Genomic DNA, 26,573 nt, shown 5'->3' with positions numbered 1-26,573 from the left:
ATACCAGGTTAGGTTTGAACCGGCCGCTGTTAATGCWGGGATATTCTGCTCGTTCTGGCAATAAGTTAGGTGTTCGGTTACAGGAGCTAATGGTAAGCCGATTACGRTGACTTTAAGTTCTGCTTTYGGTCCTTCGCAACCTTCTGCRTTTTTCTGGGTCACGTAGTATTTCGTTTCGCCCGCTGATAAAGTAGAAGGTGTTGGAGCAGCAGAAAGTTTAGTASCATTCGCRTCATACCAGGTTAGGCTTGAACCAGTCGCTGTCAGTGCAGGGATATTCTGCTCGTTCTGGCAATAGCTTAGATATGCGGTTACAGGAGCGGCTGGTAAGGCAGCAGAAAGTTTAGTACCATTCGCATCATACCAGGTTAGGCTTGAACCAGTCGCTGTCAGTGCAGGGATATTCTGCTCGTTCTGGCAATAGCTTAGATRTGCGGTTACAGGAGCGGCTGGTAAGCCGATTACGGTGACTTTAAGTTCTGCTTTYGGYCCTTCGCAACCTTCYGCATTTTTCTGGGTCACGTAGTATTTCGTTTCSCCCGCTGATAAAGTAGAAGGTGTTGGAGCAGCATTAAGTTTATCACCATTCGCATCATACCAGGTTAGGCTTGAACCAGTCGCTGTTAATGCAGGGATATTCTGCTCGTTCTGGCAATAAGTTAGGTGTTCGGTTACAGGAGCTAATGGTAAGGCAATTACGGTTACTTTCAGTTCTGCTTTTGGCCCTTCGCAACCTTCTGCATTTTTCTGGGTCACGTAGTATTTCGTTTCCCCCGCTGATAAAGTAGAAGGTGTTGGAGCAGCATTAAGTTTATCACCATTCGCATCATACCAGGTTAGGCTTGAACCAGTCGCTGTCAGTGCAGGGATATTCTGCTCGTTCTGGCAATAAGTTAGGTGTTCGGTTACAGGAGCTAATGGTAAGGCATTTATAGTAATCGTAAACAAAGCTTTTGGTCCTTCGCAACCTTGCGTATTTTTCTGGCTTACATAAAATTTAAGCTCACCTACAGCAGCAGTTGAAGGAATAGGTGCGGATAAAAGTAAAGTTCCCGCTTCATCATACCAAATTAATGTTGCGTCCGATGCTTTAGTAGCCGTTAATGCCGGGATATTTGTTTCGTTCTGGCAATAGCTTAAATTGTCAACGCCGGGCATTTCAGGAATAGGATTAACTATAACTTTGAGTTCCGAGCGCTTTTCACTACACCCAGTGGCTATGGCGGTAACCGTGGCTTCGCCCTCATATAACGGCGACCAGGCGACTAAACCCGTGGTGCGATCAATCGAACCCGCAGCGGCCGGCGTCAATTCATAAAGAACACCTTCACTATTTTGCGCCGTAGCAACATAAGTGTCGCTTCCAGACCCTACGCATCTGGATGTGGTTAAATTGCTTGCGAAAACAGGACTACTGACATCTGCTTTTATAATAATTTTGCCGGTTTTAGAAACGGGTATACCTCCTGTGGTGGTTACTGTGTAAATAACACCTGCCGGATCGGTAGGTGTAGTTGAAGAACCGGTTATTTTAAGTTCCTTTGTCGTTGAATTATAATTAGGTGTAAAACCGGCAGGAAGATTCGTTACCGTTACGCCTGATGCTCCGCCACCTATTGAATACACAATTTCCTGAATGGGCGTACCTGCGCAAACTGATCTATCGGGCGCCTCAGATATTAATGTAACTACTCCTAATTCTGTGTTTGTAGATGCTGTTCCTATGTCATTTGTTGGGCTCGCATCCGGTTGTGTTCCTGTAATGGTTGCAGTATTTGTATGTCTTCCAACAGTCAACACTTTAGCCTCAATTTCCAGTACGCTGCTGGCGCCGCTTGCTAAATCGCCAATAGTCCAGACACCTGTTGATGAATTGTAGCTCCCTGTAGTGGTGCGATGCGATACGTATTGGTAATCTGTCGGTAATTTATCGTTCACAGAAACACCGATTGCATTACCTGCGCCTAAATTTCTGGCAGTAAGCTTAAAAGTTACCGTTTCGCCTAGTTCAGGTAAGGGTATATTAACCGTTTTTTCTATCGCCCGGTCTATATTACAAAGTGAAATGATTAAAGGCAGTGATTGGGCACTTAAGCCACATTCTAAATTAGAACTCACGGTATAATTTCCTGAAACAGTTGCCGTATATGTGTTGCTGGTGGCACCCGATATTTCAATTCCATTTAAATACCATTTGTAAGGGCCACTACTGGAAGCATCGGCAGTTAATTTTGCAGCAGCACAGTTCGTTAGATCTACACTGGGTTGTAAGGCTTTTTCCGGAAATCTTGAAATGAAGTTCGACATGGAAAAGTCGCTACTTTGCTGAACCATCGAAACGGTGAGCCGGCTATCACTGTTGATTGTAAGTACATTCGGAAAACCAATATTAGCATCCGTGAATTTAATCAGGTACAATCCGGAACTTCCCAATGGTTTCCGTAAACCTATCCCCGATATAGACTCGATATCCTTTGAACTATAGACGGTTGCTCCTTTTGTGGTTAAATAAATTTTATCCGTATTCTTTGTTATAATATATCCGAAATAAGGAAGATTGCCATCTTTATAGGAGGTGAACTTATAGGTTTCCACTTGCCTGGATCCTGAGCAGTAAGCAATTGGCACAAGTGTGGCGATATCGACTTCACATCCACCACCGCCAGATACACCACCTGTTCCGGAGAAGACCAGGATATTTTTATCAGAAACTATTCTTGATGAGGAAAATCGACCTGTATTTGTGTTCGAATTGTAATTTCCATTAATCCATCCATGATTGAAGGTTTTAAATGCACCTGCTGAGGTAAGTGTTATATTTTGAAAACTTTTTTGGGTACCGTTTTCATCAAAAAATTCAACTCGAATTGTCGTATTGGGTTCTGTACTAACAATCGTTGTCTGTTCGGCAATCGTGTTGCCCTCTCCCCTTACAATAACATATTCAGCACCTAATGAAGAAACTGGAGGAATTGGATTGTACGCTCCATCGCCACAACCACCCGGGGCATCAAGCCTCGCAGAAGTATTCATAACAGCAGGTCCTGAAGATTCAACAAGCGTTCCAACAGGCCTTTGAAACAAGTAACTCTGACCTTGATTCAAAGTAGTCACCGCAACACCCCCAATTTTGATAATAGTATTGTCATCAATTGCCATTATACTATACGTCGGCCGTTCACTGCCAGCCAAATCTCCGTCTCGATAATAGCCGACCCTGAAAGATGTTCCCACACCAGCATCACCAAAACTGAATAATGAAGCATTTCCTTTAATGTTGGCGTCATTTCCATCACTGCCGAGATCATCAGAGGCAATGTTTCTTAAATTTACGGAAATAGATGCATCAGCGGTTACAATAACCCCCGCCCCATTTATTGCCGTATTTAGGGGATGAATAGCAAGCGCACTTGGTAACCCGGTAAATCTATTGACATACGGTGAGCCAGCTACGCAAGTGAAATTATATAGCAAGCTTCCATCACTTTTAGTAATTTTGCCTGTAACTGTTGTGGTGCTTTCTGTGGTTATTATTATCTGGTTGGCCTTACTCCAATATTGCCAAGGTGCCGGAGCAATATAATGTTTAGAATATACTGGCGGCGCAGTAGGACTGCCTCGAAAAATTCTTTTAAAATTCGTATAAGTGCTTGAATACAAAACACTTGCTGATGGTAATTTATAATTAACGGGTTTAATTACTCCTATAGCCTGATTGTTGTGGCTAACAGCAGGATTGCCTGCGTGTAAAACCCCAGCCAGAAAAACAAGGAAAATAAAAACCGAAATCCTTATAAAATTATTATTCATCAGCGCTTATAACACTAAAAATCAACATCACTATTTGTAAAGCAATAACTAAAACGTAAAATTTATCGGTATATTAATCAAGCAGATGGCAGTTAAATAACGAATCTACTTCAGATTAACAATCAAAAATAACTCAAATCATTCTGGCAAATGATACTTAAAGCTAATTTTTGACGTTAATAAAGCGCGTAAATAATTCACTTTCAGTAAAAATCTAAAAAAGTATTATTAATACTACAATTACACAACAAAATCGTGAATTTTCTGAGTGTAACTTACTGATTATCAAAACTTATTATTTAAAAAATAAAACCGAAAATCGAATTCGGCAGGATTTGAAAATTTTACACGAAACCCAATCCATAGTTGATTACAATTAAAGCTGTATATCTTGGCATTCCTTATTCGCCAAGCGACTCAGCCAGGTAAACAAACTACATTTAGTATCATCATAATTCTCTACACTACTCCACGCCTGAACAAAAGTTTGTTCCAGTGCCAGATCACAATCACCCTTATCGTTTAATTTGCGTAAAATAAGACCATATATAGCAGGTGAATATAATTGATAGAGCATCCTAAATGCCATTTTATCACGACATCTCAGTTTATTTAAACAAATTTCCTGTACAGATATCCAGGTATTCGGTGTAGGTTCCTCTAAAATTTGATTACTAAAAATTGCCGGCTGCATTATATCAGGTTATACATTGATCAGCAACACAGATATAAGAAAATTGTTTAATAAAGCAAACAACCATTGGGAATACCCTTAAAATGATTCAAAACAGGCCCTTTCAAAAGTTAATTAGCTTTGAATTCAGAATTTTATTTTGTTTCCCGTCATTTAATAGCTATTGGATCTCTCGCAGGCGGGAACCACGATTGCTCAGCGAAGCTAATCTTAAAGCGATTTGCATTAGGATTCTCAATCAAATTGCGAATGACGACGTATCGAAATACAATTCGTTAATGAGCCGACGTAAATCTTTTTCATATAGCCTCATAATTGACAACTTAAATTGTAAATTACCTCATACAGATTGTACATTTGTATCGAAATGAAAATTTTTATCTGGTCATTAAGTATTTGTATATTGTTTTTATCCTGCATTAGTTGCGAGGATTTTGCCGTACAGCCAGGTAATGAAATTCAGCTTTCTATTTCGGTTGAGAATAATAAGCGCGCTGTGGATGCAGATAATTGTTCTCCGCTTTGTACTTGCAACTGCTGTGGACAACCCTTGCTGGTTACAATAAAGCATTCATTGCAAGATGCGAAGATGCCGGAAACATGCAGACAAATTAAGCCAGGCTATAAATCTGCTTTCACGACCGGCTTTTTAGAATCGATATGGCAACCGCCCAAGTTGAAAATGAATACCATCGGATAATAAGAAATTATTAATCAATCATTCATTTCAATAGATTAAAATGCAGAAAATATTTTTAATGTTGTGCACAGCATTGTGCATAGCGAATGCCCATGCGCAAAACAGTTTTAAAATTTTAATTAAATCAGAAGAAACAAAAAAAGAACTGGCGGGCGCCACCGTAAATATCGCGGGAACAAACTTAATAACTCGTTCCAATCCCTCAGGCTTAGCTACGATAGACAATGTTCCTGCTGGAAAACAGGTTTTAAAAATTAATCATATCGGATACCAAAGCCTGACAATTTCCTTGGATTTTCCTGTGAGTCAATTGGCTCCGTTAACCGTTTTTTTGAAGGTATCTGAAGATCAACTTGAAGAAGTTATTATTTCATCAACAAGGACAAGCCGTACGATTCAAAATACGCCAACCCGGGTAGAAACAATTGAACTGGAAGAAATTGATGAAAAAAGCAATATGCGCCCGGCAAACGTTTCCATGATTCTCCATGAAAGTACTGGAATTTCTGTACAGCAGACCTCCGCAACAAGCGGAAACTCAAGCATCAGAATACAAGGTTTAGATGGCCGTTACACACAATTACTTAAAGATGGCTATGCAAGTTTTGGGAATTTCGCAAGCGGCTTAAGTATCCTGGAAATTCCTCCTCTTGATTTGAGTCAGGTTGAAATTATTAAAGGACCAGCATCAACCCTTTACGGAGCCGGGGCGATTGCTGGCGTTGTAAATTTTATATCACGCACGCCACGTGAAAAAGGAGATTATAACTTCATCTTAAATCAATCCAACGTTGGACAAACTAACATCGGAGGGTTTTTGATGAAAAGAAATAAGTATATCGGCTACAGCCTGCTTGCCTTGACGAACTTTCAAAAACCCTATGATGTAGATAAAGATGATTTCACAGAGTTGCCTAAATCAAAAGATTTCACCATTCATCCGAAATTATTCATTTATCCTAACGAAAAAACAAGCATCATAATCGGAAATTCTTTTACAAAAAGCGATAGAACCGGAGGCGATATCGTTCTTATACAAGATGGTGCGAATCAGAATCATAGCTATTTTGAAAATAATAAGAGTGTAAGGAACACATCAACACTAGATTTAAGTTTAAAATCAGGAGAAATGGATTTGTTGCGTGTTAAAACAAGCTTTAACTATTTTAAACGCAGTATAGATATTCCTTCCTACAATTTCGGAGGCATAAATTATAATGTTTACACCGACATCAGTTATTTAAAGAACTTAAATAAACAAAGCTTGATTTTTGGAGCAAACCTGGTGTATGATAAGTTCAAGGAAGAGAACAACCCCTCTTTAGCCAAGGATTTTAATACTAAAACTGCAGGCTTATATGTCCAGCAAACCTGGGATGCTTCCGAAAAATTAAAATTTGAAAGTGGTATCAGGGCTGACTTAGTCAATTATTACAATAATTTTTACAACAAAACGGACTTCTTTGTTCTGCCAAGGATTTCTGCGTTATATAAATTTAATGATAAGTGGAGTTCAAGAATTGGAGGAGGTTTAGGTTATAAAACACCAACACTCTTTACGGAACAAACTGAAACATTCCAATACCGGAACTTATTGCCTTTAAAAGATGTAACATCCGAAAGAAGTTACGGCGGTACAGCCGATGTTAATTACAAAACCCTTATCGGTAAAGATTGGGTAATTAGCTTTAATCAGATGTTTTTTTATACCCGGATTAGCAATAGTACAATTTTACTACAGGATGAACTGTCTGATTTTTATTTCACCAATACTATCCAACCTGTAAATAGTGCAGGGTTTGAAACCAATGCTAAATTTATTTTTAAAGAAAATTTCAAACTGTTTGCGGGTTACACCTATACAAATGCGAAGGCTAAGTATCTACCTGGAATAGAAGACATACGTTTGTTACCTAAAAACAGGTTAAATCTGGCGTTATTGTATGAAAAAGAGAAAAATTTCAAACTCGGACTGGAAGGCTATTTTACTGACAGGCAATATCTATATAATGATTTCCTTACGCCTTCCTATTGGGAGTTTGGTTTTATGGCAGAAAAAGTCTTTGGAAAGATAGCTGTTTTTATTAATGCCGAAAACTTTACAGATACCAGGCAGAGCCGGTACAAAAGTGTTGTCAACGGCCCACATAACAACCCTACTTTTGATGATATCTGGACACATACCGAAGGCAGGACTTTTAATGCAGGCATTAAACTCAAATTATAAATTAAAAACCGAATCAGATTTTCTCTTGTTTAAGTAATAAAATTATTTAGCTATGGAAAACGAGGATTATAATTTAAATGAAGAAAATAAATCGTTACAGGAAGAGGAGACGATACCTAACATTGAACAATTTCAGGTAGAGCGATCAGGCCCTCAAGACAGTTTTGAATCTAATGCCACCGAAACAACAGATGCAGAACCCGGTCCGGAGGATGATGAAGATGAAAATGATGATAGTACTTATTCAGAAGATGAAGTTGAGTATGCCGACGGGGAAGGTACTTTATTAAATGAAGAGTTCGAAAACGATGATGAGGATGAATAATTAATTCCTGGAACCTTGAAACAAAGAAGCGAAAACCTTAGGTTTTCGCTTCTTTGTTATAGATTAATCGTTGCTTACTTGCTCTTAAAAATAATAACAGCCAAAGGCGGCAAGTTTACTGAAATTGAAAACTTCTGATTGTTATAACCTTCCTGAGCCGGAACGATATCACCTTTATTATTGATTCCACTACCATAGTACACAATATCATCGCTGTTAAACAATTCTTTCCACTTGGTTTTAAACGGAACACCGATTTTATAAGTTTCGCGCACAACCGGAGTCAAATTTAATGCGATAATTAAGGTATCTTTTGCCTTTGGTCCTTTACGCATATAAACAAATACCGATTCATCCCGGTTATCGGCGTCAATCCACTCAAAACCTTCATAACTAAAGTTGAAATGGTATAAAGCGGGTTCCTTTCTATATAAAAAATTGAGTGCTTTAACGGTTTCCTGCATGCCTTTATGTGGCGGGTATTGTAACAAGTGCCAGTTTAGCGATTGTGTAAAATTCCATTCACTTGTATCGCCAAATTCGTTACCCATAAATAAAAGTTTTGCACCTGGGTGGGTATACATGTAGGCATAAAGTGCCCGAAGATTTGCGAACTTTTGCCAGTCATCACCAGGCATTTTATAAAGCATGGGCGATTTACCATGCACGACCTCGTCATGTGAAAAAGGCAGCATAAAATTTTCTGTAAAAGCATAGGTCATGCTAAAACTGAGTTGGTTTTGATGGTGTTTTCTAGCCAGAGGATCTACTTTAAAATACTTCAAAGTATCATTCATCCAGCCCATCATCCACTTCATGCCAAAGCCCAATCCACCGGAATGCACAGGATGTGTTACACCGTGATAGGTGCTGCTTTCTTCCGCTATAGTTTGTACGCCTTTGAAATTGCCATATACAGCAACATTCAAATCCTGCAGAAACTGGATGGCGCCGAGATTTTCACTGCCTCCGTATTCATTGGTTGCGGCGTCGGCGCCTTCACGTGAAAAATTAAAGTACAACATAGAGGCCACTGCATCAACGCGTAATCCATCTGCATGGTACTTATCTAACCAGAATAAAGCATTACTAATTAGAAAAGAACGAACTTCGTTCCTGTCGTAGTTGAAGATATAAGATTTCCAATCCGGATGAAACCCTTTTTTCATATCCGCATGTTCATACAAATGAGTACCGTCAAACTCATATAAGCCGTGCCTGTCGCCGGGAAAATGAGAAGGTACCCAGTCGAGGATAACCGCGACGTTAGCCTTATGCAATTCTTCTATCAAAAACATCAAATCCTGCGGTGAACCATAACGGGAACTCGCACCGAAATAACCGGTTATCTGATAGCCCCAACTTGGAAAAAAGGGAAATTCCATGACAGGCATCAGTTCTACATGAGTAAAACCCATTTCGGTTACGTATGGAATCAATGCCTTAGTTACTTCCCTGCAATTGAGTACCCTTTCCGGGTTATCCGGATCACGCTGCCATGACCCTAAATGTAATTCGTAAACCGCAATCGGCTGATTAAGTGCATTAAGTTTCGGCCGCTTGTTCAACCAGGATTTATCTTTCCAGCTGTAGTCGGTATCCCAGATAATACTGGCCGTTTGCGGCGGATGTTCCCAACGCACCGCATAAGGATCACCTTTTAAATGCTCTGATTCATCGAAGCCCTTAACAAAATATTTGTATACATCACCTTTTTTGAGGCCAGGAATAAATCCTTCCCAAATCCCTGATTTGTCTTCCCTTTTATTCAGCACGTGTGAGTTTGCATCCCAGTTATTAAAATCGCCAACTACGCCAACTTTAATCGCATTCGGTGCCCAGACAGATAAATAGGCTCCGGTAGTTTGCTCAACAGTAAGCAAATGCGCACCCATCTTCTCGTATAAACGAAAATGTTTACCAACCAAAAATAAATCAATATCAAAGTCAGTGAATAAACTATATTTCCATACAGGCGATGGTGCATCCATTATGGGCGCAACTGCTTTTATCCTGTTTTTATCAAATGATTTAGCCGGTATTTTTTTTGCTGCTGACATGTTTATTTTTGGTTAAGTATTTAACCCCCGAAAACCGTTGAAAGTTTTCGGGGTTAGTGTTTTAAACACCAAAAATCTGTATTTCAGAGAAAACCTTATTACATTGAAAATGCAGACAGCCTTTATCGTCGATATCGAAATTCGACACTTCCCGGCCATCGGCAACTACCCTTTTAACCTGGAAATTAACTCCAAACACATTACAAGCATAAAACTCATAATTTGGGGTATACAGGCCTTCAGTAAGCTGATTTATTCTAATTAACGAAGAATCGCCCTTTACAGTAAACTTTTTCTCCAGGTAAATATCCTGTTCGTAAGCGAATGTATCACCATGGTCTTCATACATGAATGAATTTACCTCATAGTCGCTGTTATAAATATTCAATGTTACTTCTGTGATTGCTTTTTCATCCACATATTGCATCACCGGGTATTCCGGAATTACCGAGCCAGCTCTGACGAACATAGGCATACTGTCTATCTTTGCTTCAACAAGATGTTCACTTTCTCCGGCTAAAACCTCGTTTGTCCAGAAATTATACCAGGTTCCTTTTGGGAGGTAAACCATTCTCGACACAGCACCCTGCTCTAAAACCGGACATATAAGTAACTTATCGCCGTAACAAAATTCATCCTGACGGAAATGATTGCTTATGTTATCCTGTTCAAGCATTACTAGAGGCCTTAAAATCGGAAATCCATAGCGATGGTGTTCCCAAAAAACAGAATATAAATAAGGCATTAACCGGTACCGCAGCTCAATAAATTTACGATTGATGTTTTCAAAAAAATCACCAAAACTCCAGGGCTCCCTTTCTGCAGTGTCGCCTGCGGAATGGGCCCTCATAAAAGGCGAAAACGTACCCAGTTGTATCCATCTGGTAAATAATTCACCGTCCGGTTCGCCACTAAAACCGCCAATATCTGTACCGCAAAATGGCACACCGGAAACCGATAAACGCTGACATTGAATGTTGCCCATTTTCAAGTGTTCCCAGCTTGCGAGGTTATCACCTGTCCACACACTCGCGTATCGCTGCATACCGGAATAACCAGCACGGGTAATGGTAAATGGGCGTTTGTTACGCATTAATTTTTTCAGGCCCTCGTAAGTTGAACGCACCATCTGCATACCATAAACATTATGTGCTTTGCGGTGCGAACCACGGAAACCGTCGTAATTATGGCGCACATCATTAGGGAAAGTTCCTGAGCCGAAAACAGCAGGTTCATTCATATCATTCCAAAAACCAGCAACACCCATATCCACTAATTCTTTGTACAAATTACCCCACCAGCTGCGAACTTTTGGATTTGTAAAATCAGGGAACTGGCATCTTCCTGGCCATACATGCCCTTCCATATAGTAATCATCACTTCGGCGGCAGAAAAATCTTTTTTCTTTACCTTCTTTAAAAACCCAGTAATCGTCATCGACCTTAATTCCTGGATCAATCATCACAACGGTTTTAAAACCATCGTCAGAAAGTTCTTTAATCATTCTCCGGGGGTCTGGAAAATATTTTTTATTCCAGGTAAAACATCGATAACCGTCCATATAATCAATATCCAGGTATATCGCATCACAAGGAATTTTACGTTCGCGGAACTGCTTCGCAATTTCTTTAACTTTTGATTCCGGATAATAACTCCAGCGGCATTGCTGATAGCCTAAAGTCCACTTCGGCGGCATAGGATGTGTGCCTGTTAAGCTTGCATAACGTTTAACCACGTCCATCATATGGGGTCCGTGGATATAATAATATTGTAATTCCCCACCGTCTGACCAGAAACTGGTTTTACCAACATCTTCAGAACCAAAATCGAAATAAGACTTAAAAGTATTGTCGAAGAAAATGCCATAGGCCGCTTTATTATGCAGCCCGATGTAGAACGGGATGGTCCGGTAAAGCGGATCCTGGTTCCATCCGAAGGAATACGCATCGGTATTCCAGTTTTGAAACCTCCGGCCACGTAAATTAAAATTCCCTGATTTATCTCCGAGGCCGAAAAAATTTTCTTCAGGATGGCATTTTTTGGTAGCGAAAATATAATAGCCTCCAAAATCGGTATTTTCTTCCCAGTGCATGGAATTTGCCTCATCCACCATTAAAGTGCCGGTAATGACGTCCGAAAACGAGATATGGAAATTAGCTTTTTCAATCTTACACGTTACAGCGTTTGTAGAAACAGTATAGTGATCTTCGTGTTCCTGCATATTGAATACAGAAACTTTCTGATCAACTTCCGGAACAGCGTAAGAAAAATCATCAAGAAAAACGCCATGTGGAGCCAAACGGACACGAATAATCTCATCGCTTACCACCCGGATTTCTACCCTTGCATCGCCATCAGAAAAGTAAAACCTGTTTCCTTCCTTTTTTACTTTTTTAACTTCACCTAAGTATTGCTTTACAATCGGCTTTACAGATATATCAACAGGATTATTCAGGTGTTGTATTTCCTGTTCTTTTTCAATCAGCTCACTGGCCGTGTCTGGCTTATCGTTTTGCGCTTCCATCCTAATAATTCAAATTAATTCGATTTCCTTAAAATAATGCTCGTTAAGAAGGCACTATAATACGCATATTTTACAAAAGGGAACTCATGTTCACAAAAAAACCTTCTGATTTAATTCAGAAGGTCTTCAAAATTCTTAAGACTTTATTTTATTCTGTTGAAGAATTAATTAAACCTGGTTACGGATTAAATGAAAATGCCAGGTAATAGATAGCACCCGCTGCCGGGTTGCCATAAGACGTTATGTAGTATTTGTTCAGCACGTTTGAGCCCCCCAACTTTATAACTGAATTTACTGATGGTATTTTCAGGTTAACCTGGGCATCCAATGTACTGTATGATGGCACCTCACCTGAAGTAAAGGATGAATTCCAATAAAATCTATCCTGCCAGCGATAGGATACATTAAACCCAACATTTTTGATAATTTCTTTGTTGCCCAAGCCCAGGTTAAAACGAACTTTTGGTGTATTGAAATCATTTATGTAGTTGACCGGAAGGTCTCCAATCCGGTTGTATGATACGTTTCCGCTTAAGTTCCATTTGTTAATTAAATAATCTAAACCCAAAGCTGCCCCATAAGAATTTACCTCTCCTTCGGCATTAACTGGAACACCAAACTTTACGAAAGTAGGACTTGATGCTGTACCAACATTTTGATAAACATCTACCGCTGTGATAAAATCTTTATAAACGTTATAGTAACCGTAGGCATCAATTAATAGGTTTGATGTAATTAAGCCTTTATAGCCTAATTCGTACGATTGGACGCTTTCCGGACGAACACCTTTTGAGTCAAATGTATATTGCTGTAATAGAGCCGGATTTGGTGTACCTGTTGCTGCTGATGCCAGGAAAGCACGGTAACTTACATCAGTAAATGCTTTGTTGGTATTCAGATTATACTTTCCAAACATAATTTCAGGCAAACCACCGATTAGGCGTTGCGATCCACCGCCTACTGATAAATCTATATATTGATTTTGAGTGGTCGGGTTGCGGTAACCTGTTTGGTAGGATGCCCTGATGTTATTATTTTTCGCAACAGTGAAAACTCCGGTAATCCGTGGCGTAAAGCGTCCTTCAAAATTCATGCTCTTATCAAATCTTCCTGCAAAAGTGAACTTCACTTTATCATTGAACATTTTTTTACCTATCTGTGCAAAGGCTCCATATTCATTAATATCTATGGATTCGTTTAAGTCATTAAAAATTGTTCCCGCGGAATTCAAATCATAAAGGCGGTAGGATGCACCCAACTGAAACTCGACAACATTATTAAAGGCATTGGTAAAGTTGTACATACCTTCATAATGGTATAAATTACTTTTATCATCAAACTTAGCTCCATAAATACTTTTCGTCGGATCTGCAGCATTAATTGATGTTGCACTGATGGTTGTGTTCATGATGGTATTCATTGCGTTTGCGAACTGTGGTGAACCTGGTTCGAAACGACCCTGATTGGCGACACCACGTGCAAATGTATGCGCAGCTACATCACCTTGCCCGGCAGCCCGCGCGCCTACGTAATTGCCAATATACTGCGGAAACCATGTTGTGGAGGGCTTAGAAACTTCATTGATGTAGCTTCCCAGGATAGATGAAATATAAGAATCTCCTGATCGTTCTTGCGTAGTATAGCCTTTTACATAAAAATCCTGTCCTTTTACTTCCAGTTTATATTGGCCAATGTTAAAATTACGGAGCGAATAACGGTCTGATCCGGTGTAAACCGAAGTTCCCGTACCCCAGTTTGCTTGTGCAACAGCCTGAACAGTACTGCTGATGTTGTAGTAAACCGCGCCGGATGCTTTAAGTGATTTCGTATCGTAATCGACCAGGTTGACCTCATTGTAACCCGTTCTTGATACATTTTGATCAGGAATTAAATTGGCTTTTAAACCGACATAAAATGGAAGGTAATTTTGAACAGCCGGACGCAAAGCTGCAGGCAAACCGGCTAAAAACCCTGCTTGTTGTGTTGCATTCGGAATCGCAGTTCCAAAAGCGCCGTCCATTAAAGCTTTAATATTAGGTATTGCGCCACCCGAACCCGCATTGATGCCGGAGATGGTCGCATTTTGAACGCTCAAAGCCACATTTCTCATATTCTGACTCACTTCATCTCCATAAACATTCACACCATCATAATTGGTATCACTGTTTCTATCACCGGATTTGACAGTCCTTGAAACCCTGTCGAAATTGGAATAGTTATTCCCAAACCAGTCTTTTGCCTGCAAAAAGGAAAACGCAGCCTTTACACCAAACTTATTATTCCATGATTTGGCTAAGCGTACGTCTAGCTGATTGAAGGGCTGAACACTGCTGTTATCATCATTAACATGGTTTATGCCAGTTTTATATTGAAAACTCGCGCCTTTATATTTAAATGGATCTTTAGAGGTCATCAACAAAGTTCCGTTAATACCACCAGCACCATATAAAGCAGATGATGCACCCGGCAAAAGTTCAACATTATCAACATCTAATTCGGTAATACCAACAATATTACCTACGGAAAAATTCAAACCAGGAGCCTGATTGTCCATTCCATCGATGTATTGGTTAAAGCGCGTATTACCATTCGAATTAAAACCCCGGGTATTAATTGATTTAAAAGTCAAACTTTGCATACTACTTTCTACGCCTTTCATATTATTCAAAGCATCGTAAAAAGACGGGGCCGCTATTTCTCTAATCGATGCAGCGCTCATGCGTTCAATGGAAACCGGCGATTCTAAAATACGTTCCGGTGTTCTTGATGCAGAAACAACCACATCGCCACCCAATATTGCTACGGCCTCCAATTCTACAATAATTCCACTTGCACTTCCTGTAACTGACTGCTCAACAGTCCCGTAACCGACATAACTACTTACTAAAGTAAAGGGTAATTTTGAAGGAGCATTAAAACTGAATGCGCCGTTTGAATTTGTTGCCGCGCCGCCGGACTGTCCCTTAACGGTAACAGTTACGCCCACTAAGGGCTCTTTTGTTTGCCTATCTCTGACGGTACCGCTTACCGTTATGTTTTGAGCTTGCACCGTAACACGGGTTACAAATACAAGAACAAACACAAAGAAGATCTGTGTAAAGATTTTGCTCATAAATAAGTATTAATTTTTGGTTAGTTTACTTTAATAGTGAGTTAAACTTAAATCCTTTTTTCGAATTAAGCAAATTATGTCAGCATAATAATCACAATTCAATTTAAATTTTGATTGCTTTCATGATTGTTGTATTTTGCAGTAATATCGTTCAGCAGATAATCTATGAATGTTGATTTTTAGCTAACCATTTATGAACAAACTCAAAGCGCTCTTCTGCATAATAATCCCGATCGCGATTGCATTTCTTTTTAACACTAAAATTGGCAGTACGCCACCCCTTCTTAAATTCCTGAATCCTTTTATGGGCTTCTGGCAAAATGCCGAAAATAACCATTTTATATTTAATCATAAGGCTAAAATAAAAGGTGCAATAGACGATATAGAAATCGATTTCGATGACAGAATGATTCCGCATATTTTCGCTAAAAACGATCATGATCTTTATCTTGCTCAAGGTTACGTAACCGCAATGCACCGTTTATGGCAAATGGATTTTCAAACCCGGTTTGCAGCGGGCAGGATAAGTGAAGTTGTTGGTGATAAAGCCATTGAGGTAGACCGGTACCAGCGTAGAATGGGTATGGTGTATGGCGCTGAAAATTCATTAAAGGGCATGATGGCTGATCCAAAGGCAAAAGAAATGATTTTGGCTTACACAGATGGAATTAATGCCTATATAAAGACACTTTCACACGCAAACTATCCGATAGAATATAAAATTTTAGATTTTAAACCAGAAAACTGGACGCCCGTAAAGTGTGCCCTTTTGTTAAAACAAATGTCTGCCGTATTAGCAATGGGTTCTGATGAATTTTATATGACCAACATTATGAAAAAATTTGGTCCTGATGTTACCAAAGATCTCTTCCCAGACTACCCTTTCCGGGAAGATCCCATTATTCCTGTTGGCACAAAATGGGACTTCAGCCCCTTGCCAATTCCAAAAACACCTCAATCCTTTACTAAAGTCCAAACCGGCGAGGTAAAAACAACAGAAAAAATTGAGGGCATAGGCAGTAATAACTGGGCATTATCAGGAGCCAAAACAGCATCAGGTTATCCCATTCTTGCTAACGATCCACACCTGGATTTAACGCTCCCATCAATCTGGTATCAGATTCAGCTTCATGCACCTGGCGTGAATACCTATGGCGTTTCGCTTCCCGGCGCTCCCGGTGTAATTATTGGCTTTAACGGGCGCATTGCCTGGGGCGTAACGAATGTTGCTGCAGATGTACTCGATTTTTATCAGATTAAATTTAAAGACAATACGCATAAAGAATATTGGTATAACAATGCATGGAAACCCACCAAAAGCAGACTGGAAACAATAAAAATCCGTGGCAGTAAAGATGAAGTTGATACCGTTTATTATACCCATCACGGTCCGGTTGTCTATTTTCAGAAGCCAAAGTATGGCAGGGCAAATAATGTTCCTGTTGGTGATGCATTAAGATGGATTGCTCACGATGAATCGAATGAATTAATGACTTTTTATTATTTAAACCGTGGCAAAAATTATAGTGATTACAGAAAAGCATTAACCTTTTATACTGCTCCGGCACAAAATTTTGTATTCGCCAGTGTGGAGAATGACATCGCAATAACGCCGAATGGTAAGTTTCCTTTAAAATGGAAAGATCAGGGAAAATTTATCCTTGATGGTACCGATCGAGCCTACGATTGGCAGGGCTGGATTCCATCGGAACAGAATCCAACGGTTAAAAACCCTTCGAGAGGTTTTGTGAGTTCCGCAAACCAATCCTCAACCGATAACACCTACCCTTATTATATCAATTGGGAGTTTGCTCCCTACGAACGTGGTAAACGCATCAACGATAGACTGGGTGTAATGAATAAAGCAACCTCCGATAGCATCAGACTGATGCAAACAGATAATTACAGCATTATGGCTCAAAATCTTTTGCCCGTACTAATGCCCTTAGTTGACTTTGAAAAGCTTAATGCAACACAAAAAGAAGCTTTGAGCTACCTTTCTAAATGGGATAAAAGGTATGACGCAAATAAAATAGCGGCCAGCGTTTTTGAAATCTGGACTAAGAGACTGAGTTTTGACATCTGGAATGATGAATTTGAAGTGGAAGGCATTCCAATGCGCTACCCATCAAGGGATCGAACGGTTGAAATGATTTTGAAAGATCCTGTCGCAAAATGGTTCGATAATGTAAAAACACCTGCAAAAGAAACACTTTCTGATTTGGTAAATGAAGCCTTTAAATTTAGTTGCGATAGTCTCGAACGCAGGTTCGGACCCATCAATAAAGATTGGAACTGGGCAAATGTTAAACAAACCAATGTGCCACACCTTGCAAAAATACCTGGTTTTGGTTCTAAAGTTTTGCAGATTGGTGGTGCTAAAAGTACCATTAATGCCATTAGCGAAACAAATGGCCCTTCATGGCGAATGGTTATCGAACTGGGTAAAACGCCTAAAGGCCACGGCGTTTATCCCGGCGGCCAATCTGGAAATCCGGGTAGTAAGTTTTACGACAACATGATAGATACCTGGGCAAATGGTAAACTTTATGATTTATTTTATATGCAATCTCCTGATGATAAATCGGGCACAATTATATCCCGTTTAAAAATTTCTAAATAACGAAAAATGGTTTTCATAGTTATATTAATAATTTGTTTTTTACTGCAAATGATCGCACCCTGGTGGGTGATTATTATTATCTCCTTTGCTACATGCGGGATAATCGGTAAAACCGGAAAAATCGCTTTCTGGCAGCCTTTTTTCGCAATATTTTTACTTTGGATAGGTTACGCTTTATTTAAAAGTTTGCCAAATGACAATGTACTCGCAACAAGAGTTGCAATAATGACTGGCGTAAAAATCTGGTGGATTCTGTTATTTGTAACCGGCTTACTGAGTGGTCTTGCCGCCGGAATAAGTGGTTATTGCGGCTACCAGTTCCGCAAGGCAATGCTGGTTAAAAAAACTGACGAAAAATTAGCATAAGCCTTTGTACTTTTGCTTTCGTGAATTTTACAACAGAAAATATCTTTTCGATACAAAATGCCCGGGAATTTGAAACGCTGGCTTTAGAAATATTCAGGCATCAGGCTACTCATTGTGCTGTTTATGCGGCATATATTCATCACTTGCATATCGACATTGATGAAGTAAACAGCTTGCACCAGATCCCTTTTTTACCCATAGGCTTTTTCAAAACGCATTCGGTTTTAAGTAATGAAGAACCTAGTCAAATAACTTTTAGCAGTTCCGGAACAACCGGAATGGTTCAAAGCAGTCATCATGTCACCGACGTAAAACTTTACGAACAAAGTTACCTGCAGGCATTTAACCAGTTTTATGGAAACATAGAAGACTACTGCTTTCTGGCTTTGCTCCCATCTTATCAACAAAGGGCTGGCTCATCCTTAATTTATATGGTTAATGATTTGATTGAAAAAAGTAAGCATCCTGACAGTGGTTACTTTTTGTATAACCATGATGAACTTTTTAAAACGCTCCGTGAACTAAAATCAAAAAATCAAAAAACAGTTTTGATTGGCGTAACTTATGCTTTGCTGGATTTCATCGAAACCCATCATGTAGATTTTCCAGGTTTAGTTGTGATGGAAACCGGTGGAATGAAAGGTAAACGTAAGGAAATGGTTCGTGAAGAGCTACATGAAAAGTTGAAAAAAGGTTTCGGAATCAATTCTATTCATAGCGAATACGGCATGACTGAACTCTTATCGCAGGCTTATTCCCTGGGAGATGGCATTTTCAACTGTCCATACTGGATGCGGATTTTAATCAGGGATACGAACGACCCACTGAGTTTAATTGCGCATGGCAAAACAGGTGGAATCAATGTAATCGACCTGGCCAATGCAAATTCATGCTCGTTTATAGCCACACAGGATTTGGGCAAAGTAAACATGGATGGTAGCTTTGAAGTTTTGGGCCGTTTTGACAATGCCGATATAAGAGGCTGTAATCTATTGGTGCAATAAATCTATTGTGCCTTATTCTTTAATATTTGAACAAATGCGTTGTCGGACCAATAGGTGCCTAAATTGCCTTTACGGCCATAATTCTAGCATCGAACTCATCTCCGGAAACAAATGCTTTAGCTTTAATCCGCATTTTATATACGTAAATTGTGTTTACAGAATATTCTAAAATGGTTGCAATTGCCTGAACGTCTTTAATACCTAACCTCATTAAGGCAAATATTCTTAAATCGGTGTTTAACAACTCGGGCGCTTTTGGCCAAATTTGATCTTCCTGGTTGAGCAGGGAATTGAAAACCTCAACAAAATTGGGAAATATGCTGATGAAAACGCTATCGAATGTATTAAACAAAGTCTCACGTTCCTTTTTTATATCGATGTCATGTAAAGCCGGGAGCACTTCTCCAAATCTTTTCGCGAGGATTTTTCGCTCTACGTTTTTCTTTAAACGATCTAATTTTAGAATATAACCTGAAATAACATCGAAAAAATAACCGATATACTTTTCATTTACAGTAGCATATTCCCTTAGCTTGTCATTGATAAATAAAAGTTGTTCATTAATCACTTTCAATTCGTTATTCTTCTCTTCGATAATTCTTTCTTTAACCCTTAGCTTCTTGAGCTGGATGAAGATTACAAAGGATATAAGTAAAACAATAACAGTAATCATCGCCGTGGCGAGGAAATAAAACATCAGTTTATTATTGGCCTTTTGGGCAACCATATCCACCTGGGCGGCTATATCAGGCAAAATTGATTCAATTTTAAGTTTTCTAAGTCTGTTTCCATAAAATCCGGCATCGTCCCGGGAATTCTTTATAAAAATATAGGCATTATCCAGGTCTCCGTGCCTAAACAAGTCTTCTGCGAGTAAAAGCGTCGCCAGTGTTTCTCTTGTTGAAGATCTGATATCCCAGATGGCAGATTCGGCCAGAAGGGCTATGCGCTGATCATCCTGTGACTCATCCTGATAGAACGCGGCGAGTGCAGTAAGTAACCGCGCCCGTTGATGTGCAGTTAATTCATATTTTTTTAGTATTTCCAGGAAAAACGTAGGCGACTTATTTACCATCCCACCCACCACTTGCCGGTTACCTAAAGTAAAAAGCAGATCGAATGTATTTGGTTCACACTGTGAAATAGCAGAATCTAAATACTCGACGGCCCTCTGATTATAAGGTCGGGTAAAGTTTGGATCATTGTTGTAAATGGCAAGATTAGAATATGCACCAGACTTCAAACAATAATACTCATATTTATATTTTTTATCAAGTACAGAAGAGTTGATTTCTTTCAGATAATCGAATGTTTCTTTAAACATGCCGGCATGCAATAACAGTGAGGCCAGTTTAACTTTACTTTCATTAATTTTCTTTTTATTATTAATTCTGATGCCCTCCTGAAGCAACTTTTTTCCATAATAATAAGCTGAATCAAACTTATAATACTCGTATTCGTTGAAAAGTTGAAGAAATGTATTAAAATGGTCAGTTTGTTTTTGTTTGAAACCCAACTTGACTTCCTCAATTCTTAAAAGCTTTTGCTTATCGTAAATTGATTTGTTTTGGATCTCCTTCTTTAGTTTGACAAGTAAACTGTCCTTGTGGGTATTTGCATGAAGATTTGAAACGGCAAAAAACAAAAACAGGTTTACAATTAAAAATTTCATCTCTGGTAGATAGGGTAACTCAAAAATAATACTATTTATACATCAAAAAAGGCTTTTATTTTCTGCAGTTAAACAAAGCTGTTTTCGTTGCATCTGGTACTTTTTAGCTCGCCCAGTCCAACGCTAAACAAACTATGGCATTTAAGCAATTTTTTCATACTACATAAATCTATAAAAGGCAACAATAGGTAATTGAAACCGATAGTTTTGCCTGTTTAAACTTAGATATCGACCTTAAATCGTTTATATTTTAATTCAACAATTTTTTTATAATACACTGATATAAAGTTACTTAAATTAAAAAAAGCTCTTTTTTTATTATATATTTTTCTCTGTGAGTTCAAAGTGATGCTTTTACAATAAAAGCAATGATAATTTAGATGATTCGATAATTAAAACCGATCCGGATAATCGAAAAACATTTAACCAAATAGAAAACCATTGATAAAAATGGCTGTCTGCACTAATTTAGTAAATCCTTTTAGCGGCCTGCTTTGTCAAAAAATCTTATTGTATGAGCAGGAGAAAACCACCTTAGCCAATCCTTCCGTATTCAAACCGGAAAATTCTTTCCGCTATTAAATGCGGTCCAATAATTTATTTCAACTAACAAGAACTACTTAAAAAAATTATATGTACAGGAATTTTTTACTATCACTAAGCTTTTGCTCACTTCTTTGTATGGCAACTTTCTCTGCAAAAGCGCAAAACAGAGTCATTTCCGGAACCGTAACTGATGAGGCAGATGGTTCACCTTTATCAGGTGTTACTGTAGCAGACAATGCCAAATCATCAAGTACATCTACCAATGCGCAGGGGAAATATACCATATCCATTCCTTCAAACATTAAATCAATTACGTTTTCATACATCGGCTATCAGCCGAAAACAATGCCTGTAACAGAGGCTAACATTATTAACGCGTTTCTCAGTTCGACCTCAAATAACCTTAAAGATGTTGTCGTAGTGAGTGTAGGCTACGGAACCTTAGACAAGCGTGAAGTTTCAAGCGCAATCACGCACATTTCTTCAAAAGATTTGCTGCCAGTTGCATCAAATAACCCATTGATGTCGCTTCAGGGAAAGGTTGCAGGTTTGAACATCACGAATACAGCTATGGCAGATCCAAATTCCAGTCCAAATATACAGCTGAGGGGCGTTTCATCACGAAGTGCTGGTTTAGGTCCACTTTATGTAATTAATGGTGTACCTGGAGGAAATATCGACAACATCAACCAGAATGATATTGAAAGTATTGATGTTTTAAAGGGCGGTGCTGCCTCCGCAATTTACGGTACAAGGGGGAGCAATGGTGTAATTATCATCACGACGAAGAAAGGAGGTGTTCAATCTCAAATGTTTTATGATGGTTATGCGAGTTTTGATTACATTACAAACACGCTTAAAAATCTGACCACGGATGAATTTATTGCCAACAGAGTTGCAAACAAACAAGGACAGGATTATAAAGGAAGAACAGATTGGCTCGATGAGGTTACCAATTCGCCAGCATTTTCGCAAAAGCACACAGTGCAATTCTCCGGCGGTTCTGCCAAAACAAATTACTTCGCATCCGGAGATTATCGTGATGCGGATGGGATTGATCTTCGAGCACATAAACGGGAATATGGCACCAGAATATCCCTAAACCACACAACAGACAATAACATGTTTGTGGCAACACTAACCGCGGCTCCAAGGTATATGAAAAGCAACAATTCCGACCAGGGCAATTTTAATAACGCACTTACGCTGAATCCCACTTACCCCATTTTTAATAGTGCAGGTAAATACAATTACATAAACACTGGTTTTTTCTCCAATAATCCGGTAGAGAATGCAAACGTTCTTAAATCCGAAGCCGAAATCAAGGAGTTGGATATAAATGGTTCATTAAAGATGAACATTCTTTCAAATTTGAGTACAACGGTGACACTTTCAGAAATAAGCCGGTCAGCTAAGAATTTTTATTTTCAACCTTCAACATTATCGTCAATTGTTCAGGCCAATAAAATTACCCAGACGAATTTTGCATCGCAGGAACAGCAGGAAAATGACCAGAAAAATATTGAATGGACGGGAAACTATGCGGCGAACATTGGTAAAAACCACATCAAACTTCTGGGCGGGTATTCTTACTCGCTTTACAACTTCAAGCGGATGTATGCCCAGAATTACGATTTTCCATTCGATACTTACCTATGGAATAATCTTGGTTCAGGACTATATAATGGTGGCGCAGCAGGACAAGGACAATCTGCGGTTGCTTCCACGCAAAACGGTTCGACGTTGATTTCTTTTTTCGGGAGGGTTAACTACGACTTCGATAACAAATACATCTTAACCGCCAGCTTGAGGCGTGAAGGATCGTCAAAATTCGGAGCGAACAATAAATGGGGTAATTTTCCTGCTGTTTCTGCCGCATGGCGAATTTCTGAAGAGGAATTTTTCCAAAAATCTGTGCCTTGGGTAAGTGATCTGAAACTTCGTGGAGATTTCGGAATTACCGGAAATCAGGATTTTGGAAACTATTTGTCACTACTATTATATGGTGGTGCAGGTTACTTTCCCTATAACGGTCAATATTACCAGGTTTATGGACCGTCATCAAATGTCAACCCGGATTTAAGCTGGGAGAAATCAGAAAACTTAAATGTGGGGCTAGATTTTTCGTTATTCAATAATCGCATTAGTGGTTCCTTAGATTATTACATGAGAACCAATAAAGATTTGCTGGGCAACTACAATGTTCCTGTACCCCCGAATACGCAATCCACAACCTTCACCAATGTTGGAACGATGAAAAATTCGGGTTTAGAGTTAGCCTTGACAGCCGAAGTGGTAAAAGCAAAGGACTTTAGCTATAATGTTAACCTTACTTTCGCACATAACCGCAATAAGTTTATTTCGTTTTCGAACGAAATCTATAAAGGCGGTACTTTTCAGGATGTGGCCGGACTTCCGGCTCCGGGATCGCCGGGAAACATTCAACGGATTCAGGAAGGTCATAGCATTGGTGAATTCTATACACTTCGGTCGGCAGGTGTGAATGATGCCGGAGCCCTTCTTGTGTATAAGGCTGATGGTTCCGTTGTTCAGGCCAATCTTGCTTCGAATGACGATAAGCAATTTGTTGGCAATGGCTTACCTAGATTTATGGGTTCACTCGGCAATAATTTCAGGTATAAACGCTTTGATCTAGGCATTTTTCTTCGTGGTACATTTGGCTATAAAATCTTTAATACGACCGCATTTTATATCGGCACCCCGTCTAGTCAAAGTGATGCAAACGTGCTAAAATCAGCTTACGACAGTTCTAGCAAATATTCGCTCTTGAAGAGCAACGCTACGACGTCAATTGCTTCTGATTATTTTCTTGAAAACGGCTCGTTCTTGAAGATAGATAATGTCTCGCTTGGCTATAGACAACCCTTGACAACAAAATATCTCAAATCGGTTAGGGTGTATGCTGCCGGTAGAAACCTCCACACCTTTACCAAATTCACCGGTGGCGATCCTGAATCTGTTCAGGTAAATGGGCTTACGCCAGGTGTTAATACATCACTTAATTATTATCCATCAACGCTTCAGCTAATCTTTGGTTTACAGGCAACTTTTTAAAGTAAGAAAAATGAAAAATTATAAATTAATTATCAGCGGTATACTGTGCTTACTATTCGCAGTTACAGGATGTACAAAATTAGACGAACAGGTTTATGACCGGGTAGATGCGGCAAATTTCCTTACCCGAAGAGATGATGTAATCAGAGATTTTTTGCGTCCTTTCGAACATGCTTACTGGAGTATCCAGGGAAATGATGTTTATGCTGTTGGTGAAGACAGCAGTGATGAAATGGGCACCTATAATCGTCAGGGCGACTGGCAGGATGGTGGGTACTATCAACGCATGCATTATCATACCTGGACCCCGCAAGACGGTTTTACCAACGGTGCCTGGAGAAATTTTTATCAGGGCATTGTACTTTCTACCAACTCCCTTCAGGATATGGAAGGCATTACCGACCCTGCAAAGCTTAGTATCACAACGGATGAACTTAATGATTTTAAAGCGGAGCTCAGAACACTTCGTGCCTGGTTTTATTTACGGGCCTTCGATTTTTACCGTAATATAGAAATCGTAACGGATGTTAAAAGTACAACACAAGGCGGCACTCAGGCGACACCACAGGAAACTTTCAATTATATCGAATCAGAGCTCAAAGCCGCTATACCATCGCTTCCGACTCGTGAACAACTTGGTGCAAATGGCATTGGAAGGTGGACAAAGGCAGCTGCTGCTACTTTGCTGTCCAGGTTGTATCTAAATGCAAAGGTGTATATCGGAACAGATAAATATACAGAATGCGAGGCAATATGCCGCGACATCATTGCCGGCAAATACGGCGCTTATGTACTGGATTCGAGATGGGACGCTCCTTTTGATTATACCAATAAAAATCTTAATTCAGAGGTTATTTATGGGTTTCCCGGAACTTTAGCCAGAACACATTGGCAATACGACAGCGGTATGTTCTTCTGGGGACTGACCTACGATGCAGCTCCACTTTACTGTGGCTTCACAGATTTTGGACAATCTAATCCACGCTTTGCATTGCAACCAGGCAGGGATGTAGACAGTGTTGAATATACCCATACACTTGGAAAACCGTTTGTTAAATTCCAAAAATACCCTGACGATCTCCGCTTGAAAAAATATAAAAATCTTGGCGACAGCAAACGTGAAGGTATGTTTTTATATGGCTATCTTCCATATAATAAAACTGTAAATGGTGTAGTCAGACCGGATACCGTTAGAGGAAATAAAGGTCCGTACGCACTTTTTATCAGAGATCAGGTCGGCTATTTCCTGGGCACTAAACCAGGCGTTAAAATTGCCGACAAAGAATCGAACATGAACCATGCAGATCACAATTCGGGCATATTTTTAGTAAAGTACCCGTTGTATCCAACGCCTGATCCAAATAGGATAACTTCTGCATATGCTGAAATCAGACTTACGGAAGTTTATTACACCCTTGCAGAATGCAGGTACCGCGCTGGTGATAAAGCCGCAGCCGCCACACTTTTAAATCAGGTAAGGCAACGGAATTATCCGGCTGGATCGACAAGTTTATATAATCCTACCGGCAGCCAGCTTACCGATCAGGAAATGCTTGACGAATGGGGAAGGGAATTTATTGGTGAAAACCGCCGCAGAACTGATTTAATCCGTTGGGGCGTTTTCAATACAGGAACCTGGTGGGATAAGAAACCGGATGCAGATAAGCATACCGAAATATTTCCGATAGGACGCGACATACTAAGTTCAAATCCTAAGCTAAAACAAAACCCCGGCTATTAGATTGATAGCCATTCTAAAATATATTAAAGACGTTAAATTTGGATTAGTTGGGTGTCTCCGGTAAAAAGGAGGCACCTTTTTTCTAAATAAAATA

Annotated in this window: 13 protein-coding genes; 7 read left to right on the top strand and 6 right to left on the bottom strand. The window is 39.5% G+C overall.

The window, feature by feature from the left end:
- Together ASF92_RS05595 and ASF92_RS05590 are read right to left on the bottom strand one after the other, a co-directional pair.
- Positions 1 to 3,810: DUF11 domain-containing protein (locus tag ASF92_RS05595; RefSeq protein ID WP_157263734.1), on the bottom strand; the 3,810-nt coding region annotated here is incomplete at its 3' end.
- 376 nt (positions 3,811 to 4,186) lie between these two features.
- Complete coding sequence (locus ASF92_RS05590) at positions 4,187 to 4,504, bottom strand: RNA polymerase sigma factor (protein WP_056088971.1); 318 nt, start codon at positions 4,502 to 4,504, stop codon at positions 4,187 to 4,189.
- 740 nt (positions 4,505 to 5,244) lie between these two features.
- On the opposite strand from ASF92_RS05590, the gene ASF92_RS05580 reads away from it, so the two are divergent.
- Together ASF92_RS05580 and ASF92_RS05575 are read left to right on the top strand one after the other, a co-directional pair.
- Complete coding sequence (locus ASF92_RS05580) at positions 5,245 to 7,431, top strand: TonB-dependent receptor domain-containing protein (RefSeq protein WP_056088963.1); 2,187 nt, start codon at positions 5,245 to 5,247, stop codon at positions 7,429 to 7,431.
- 52 nt (positions 7,432 to 7,483) lie between these two features.
- Positions 7,484 to 7,756 carry a hypothetical protein gene (locus ASF92_RS05575; RefSeq protein WP_056088959.1) on the top strand — a complete coding sequence of 91 codons (273 nt, stop codon included), beginning with the start codon at positions 7,484 to 7,486 and terminating at the stop codon, positions 7,754 to 7,756.
- A gap of 74 nt (positions 7,757 to 7,830) precedes the next feature.
- Here the strand turns inward: ASF92_RS05575 and glgB are convergent, their stop codons facing one another.
- The 3 genes from glgB to ASF92_RS05560 all read right to left on the bottom strand — a co-directional run bounded on the left by glgB (position 7,831) and on the right by ASF92_RS05560 (position 15,452).
- A complete protein-coding gene (gene glgB / locus ASF92_RS05570) occupies positions 7,831 to 9,747 on the bottom strand; it encodes a 1,4-alpha-glucan branching protein GlgB (RefSeq protein ID WP_369817083.1) in 1,917 nt (638 codons plus the stop codon).
- A 130-nt stretch (positions 9,748 to 9,877) separates the two neighbouring features.
- Entirely contained in the window at positions 9,878 to 12,340 is a 2,463-nt protein-coding gene (locus ASF92_RS05565) for a glycoside hydrolase family 31 protein (protein ID WP_056088955.1), read from the bottom strand.
- A 178-nt stretch (positions 12,341 to 12,518) separates the two neighbouring features.
- The gene (locus ASF92_RS05560; RefSeq protein WP_056088952.1) at positions 12,519 to 15,452 is read right to left on the bottom strand and encodes a TonB-dependent receptor; all 2,934 of its coding nucleotides are present in this window, start codon (positions 15,450 to 15,452) and stop codon (positions 12,519 to 12,521) included.
- A 193-nt stretch (positions 15,453 to 15,645) separates the two neighbouring features.
- Between ASF92_RS05560 and ASF92_RS05555 the strand changes: the two genes are divergently transcribed.
- From ASF92_RS05555 to ASF92_RS05545, 3 genes are read left to right on the top strand one after another with little or no spacing between them, the layout of a single operon-like run.
- Positions 15,646 to 18,075: a penicillin acylase family protein gene (locus ASF92_RS05555; protein WP_056088949.1), complete on the top strand. Its 2,430-nt coding sequence runs from the start codon at positions 15,646 to 15,648 to the stop codon at positions 18,073 to 18,075.
- 6 nt (positions 18,076 to 18,081) lie between these two features.
- Positions 18,082 to 18,441, top strand: coding sequence for a hypothetical protein (locus ASF92_RS05550; RefSeq protein ID WP_056088945.1), 360 nt, complete (start codon positions 18,082 to 18,084; stop codon positions 18,439 to 18,441).
- Between the two features lie 20 nt (positions 18,442 to 18,461).
- Positions 18,462 to 19,445, top strand: coding sequence for an acyltransferase (locus ASF92_RS05545; protein WP_056088943.1), 984 nt, complete (start codon positions 18,462 to 18,464; stop codon positions 19,443 to 19,445).
- A 58-nt stretch (positions 19,446 to 19,503) separates the two neighbouring features.
- Here ASF92_RS05545 and ASF92_RS05540 read toward each other — a convergent pair whose 3' ends face one another.
- Positions 19,504 to 21,117, bottom strand: a complete 1,614-nt coding sequence (locus ASF92_RS05540) for a DUF6377 domain-containing protein (protein ID WP_056088940.1) — start codon at positions 21,115 to 21,117, stop codon at positions 19,504 to 19,506.
- Positions 21,118 to 21,750: 633 nt separating this feature from the next.
- Between ASF92_RS05540 and ASF92_RS05535 the strand changes: the two genes are divergently transcribed.
- Positions 21,751 to 24,738, top strand: coding sequence for a SusC/RagA family TonB-linked outer membrane protein (locus ASF92_RS05535; protein WP_056088936.1), 2,988 nt, complete (start codon positions 21,751 to 21,753; stop codon positions 24,736 to 24,738).
- A 10-nt stretch (positions 24,739 to 24,748) separates the two neighbouring features.
- On the top strand, positions 24,749 to 26,479 hold the full coding sequence (locus ASF92_RS05530) for a RagB/SusD family nutrient uptake outer membrane protein (RefSeq protein WP_056088932.1): 1,731 nt from the start codon (positions 24,749 to 24,751) through the stop codon (positions 26,477 to 26,479).
- Positions 26,480 to 26,573 lie beyond the last annotated feature (94 nt).

This window comes from Pedobacter sp. Leaf176 (assembly GCF_001424305.1).
In the GTDB taxonomy this organism is placed as follows: domain Bacteria; phylum Bacteroidota; class Bacteroidia; order Sphingobacteriales; family Sphingobacteriaceae; genus Pedobacter.
Note: the sequence above shows the minus strand (reverse complement) of the source record. Positions and strands in the feature narration are given on the sequence as shown.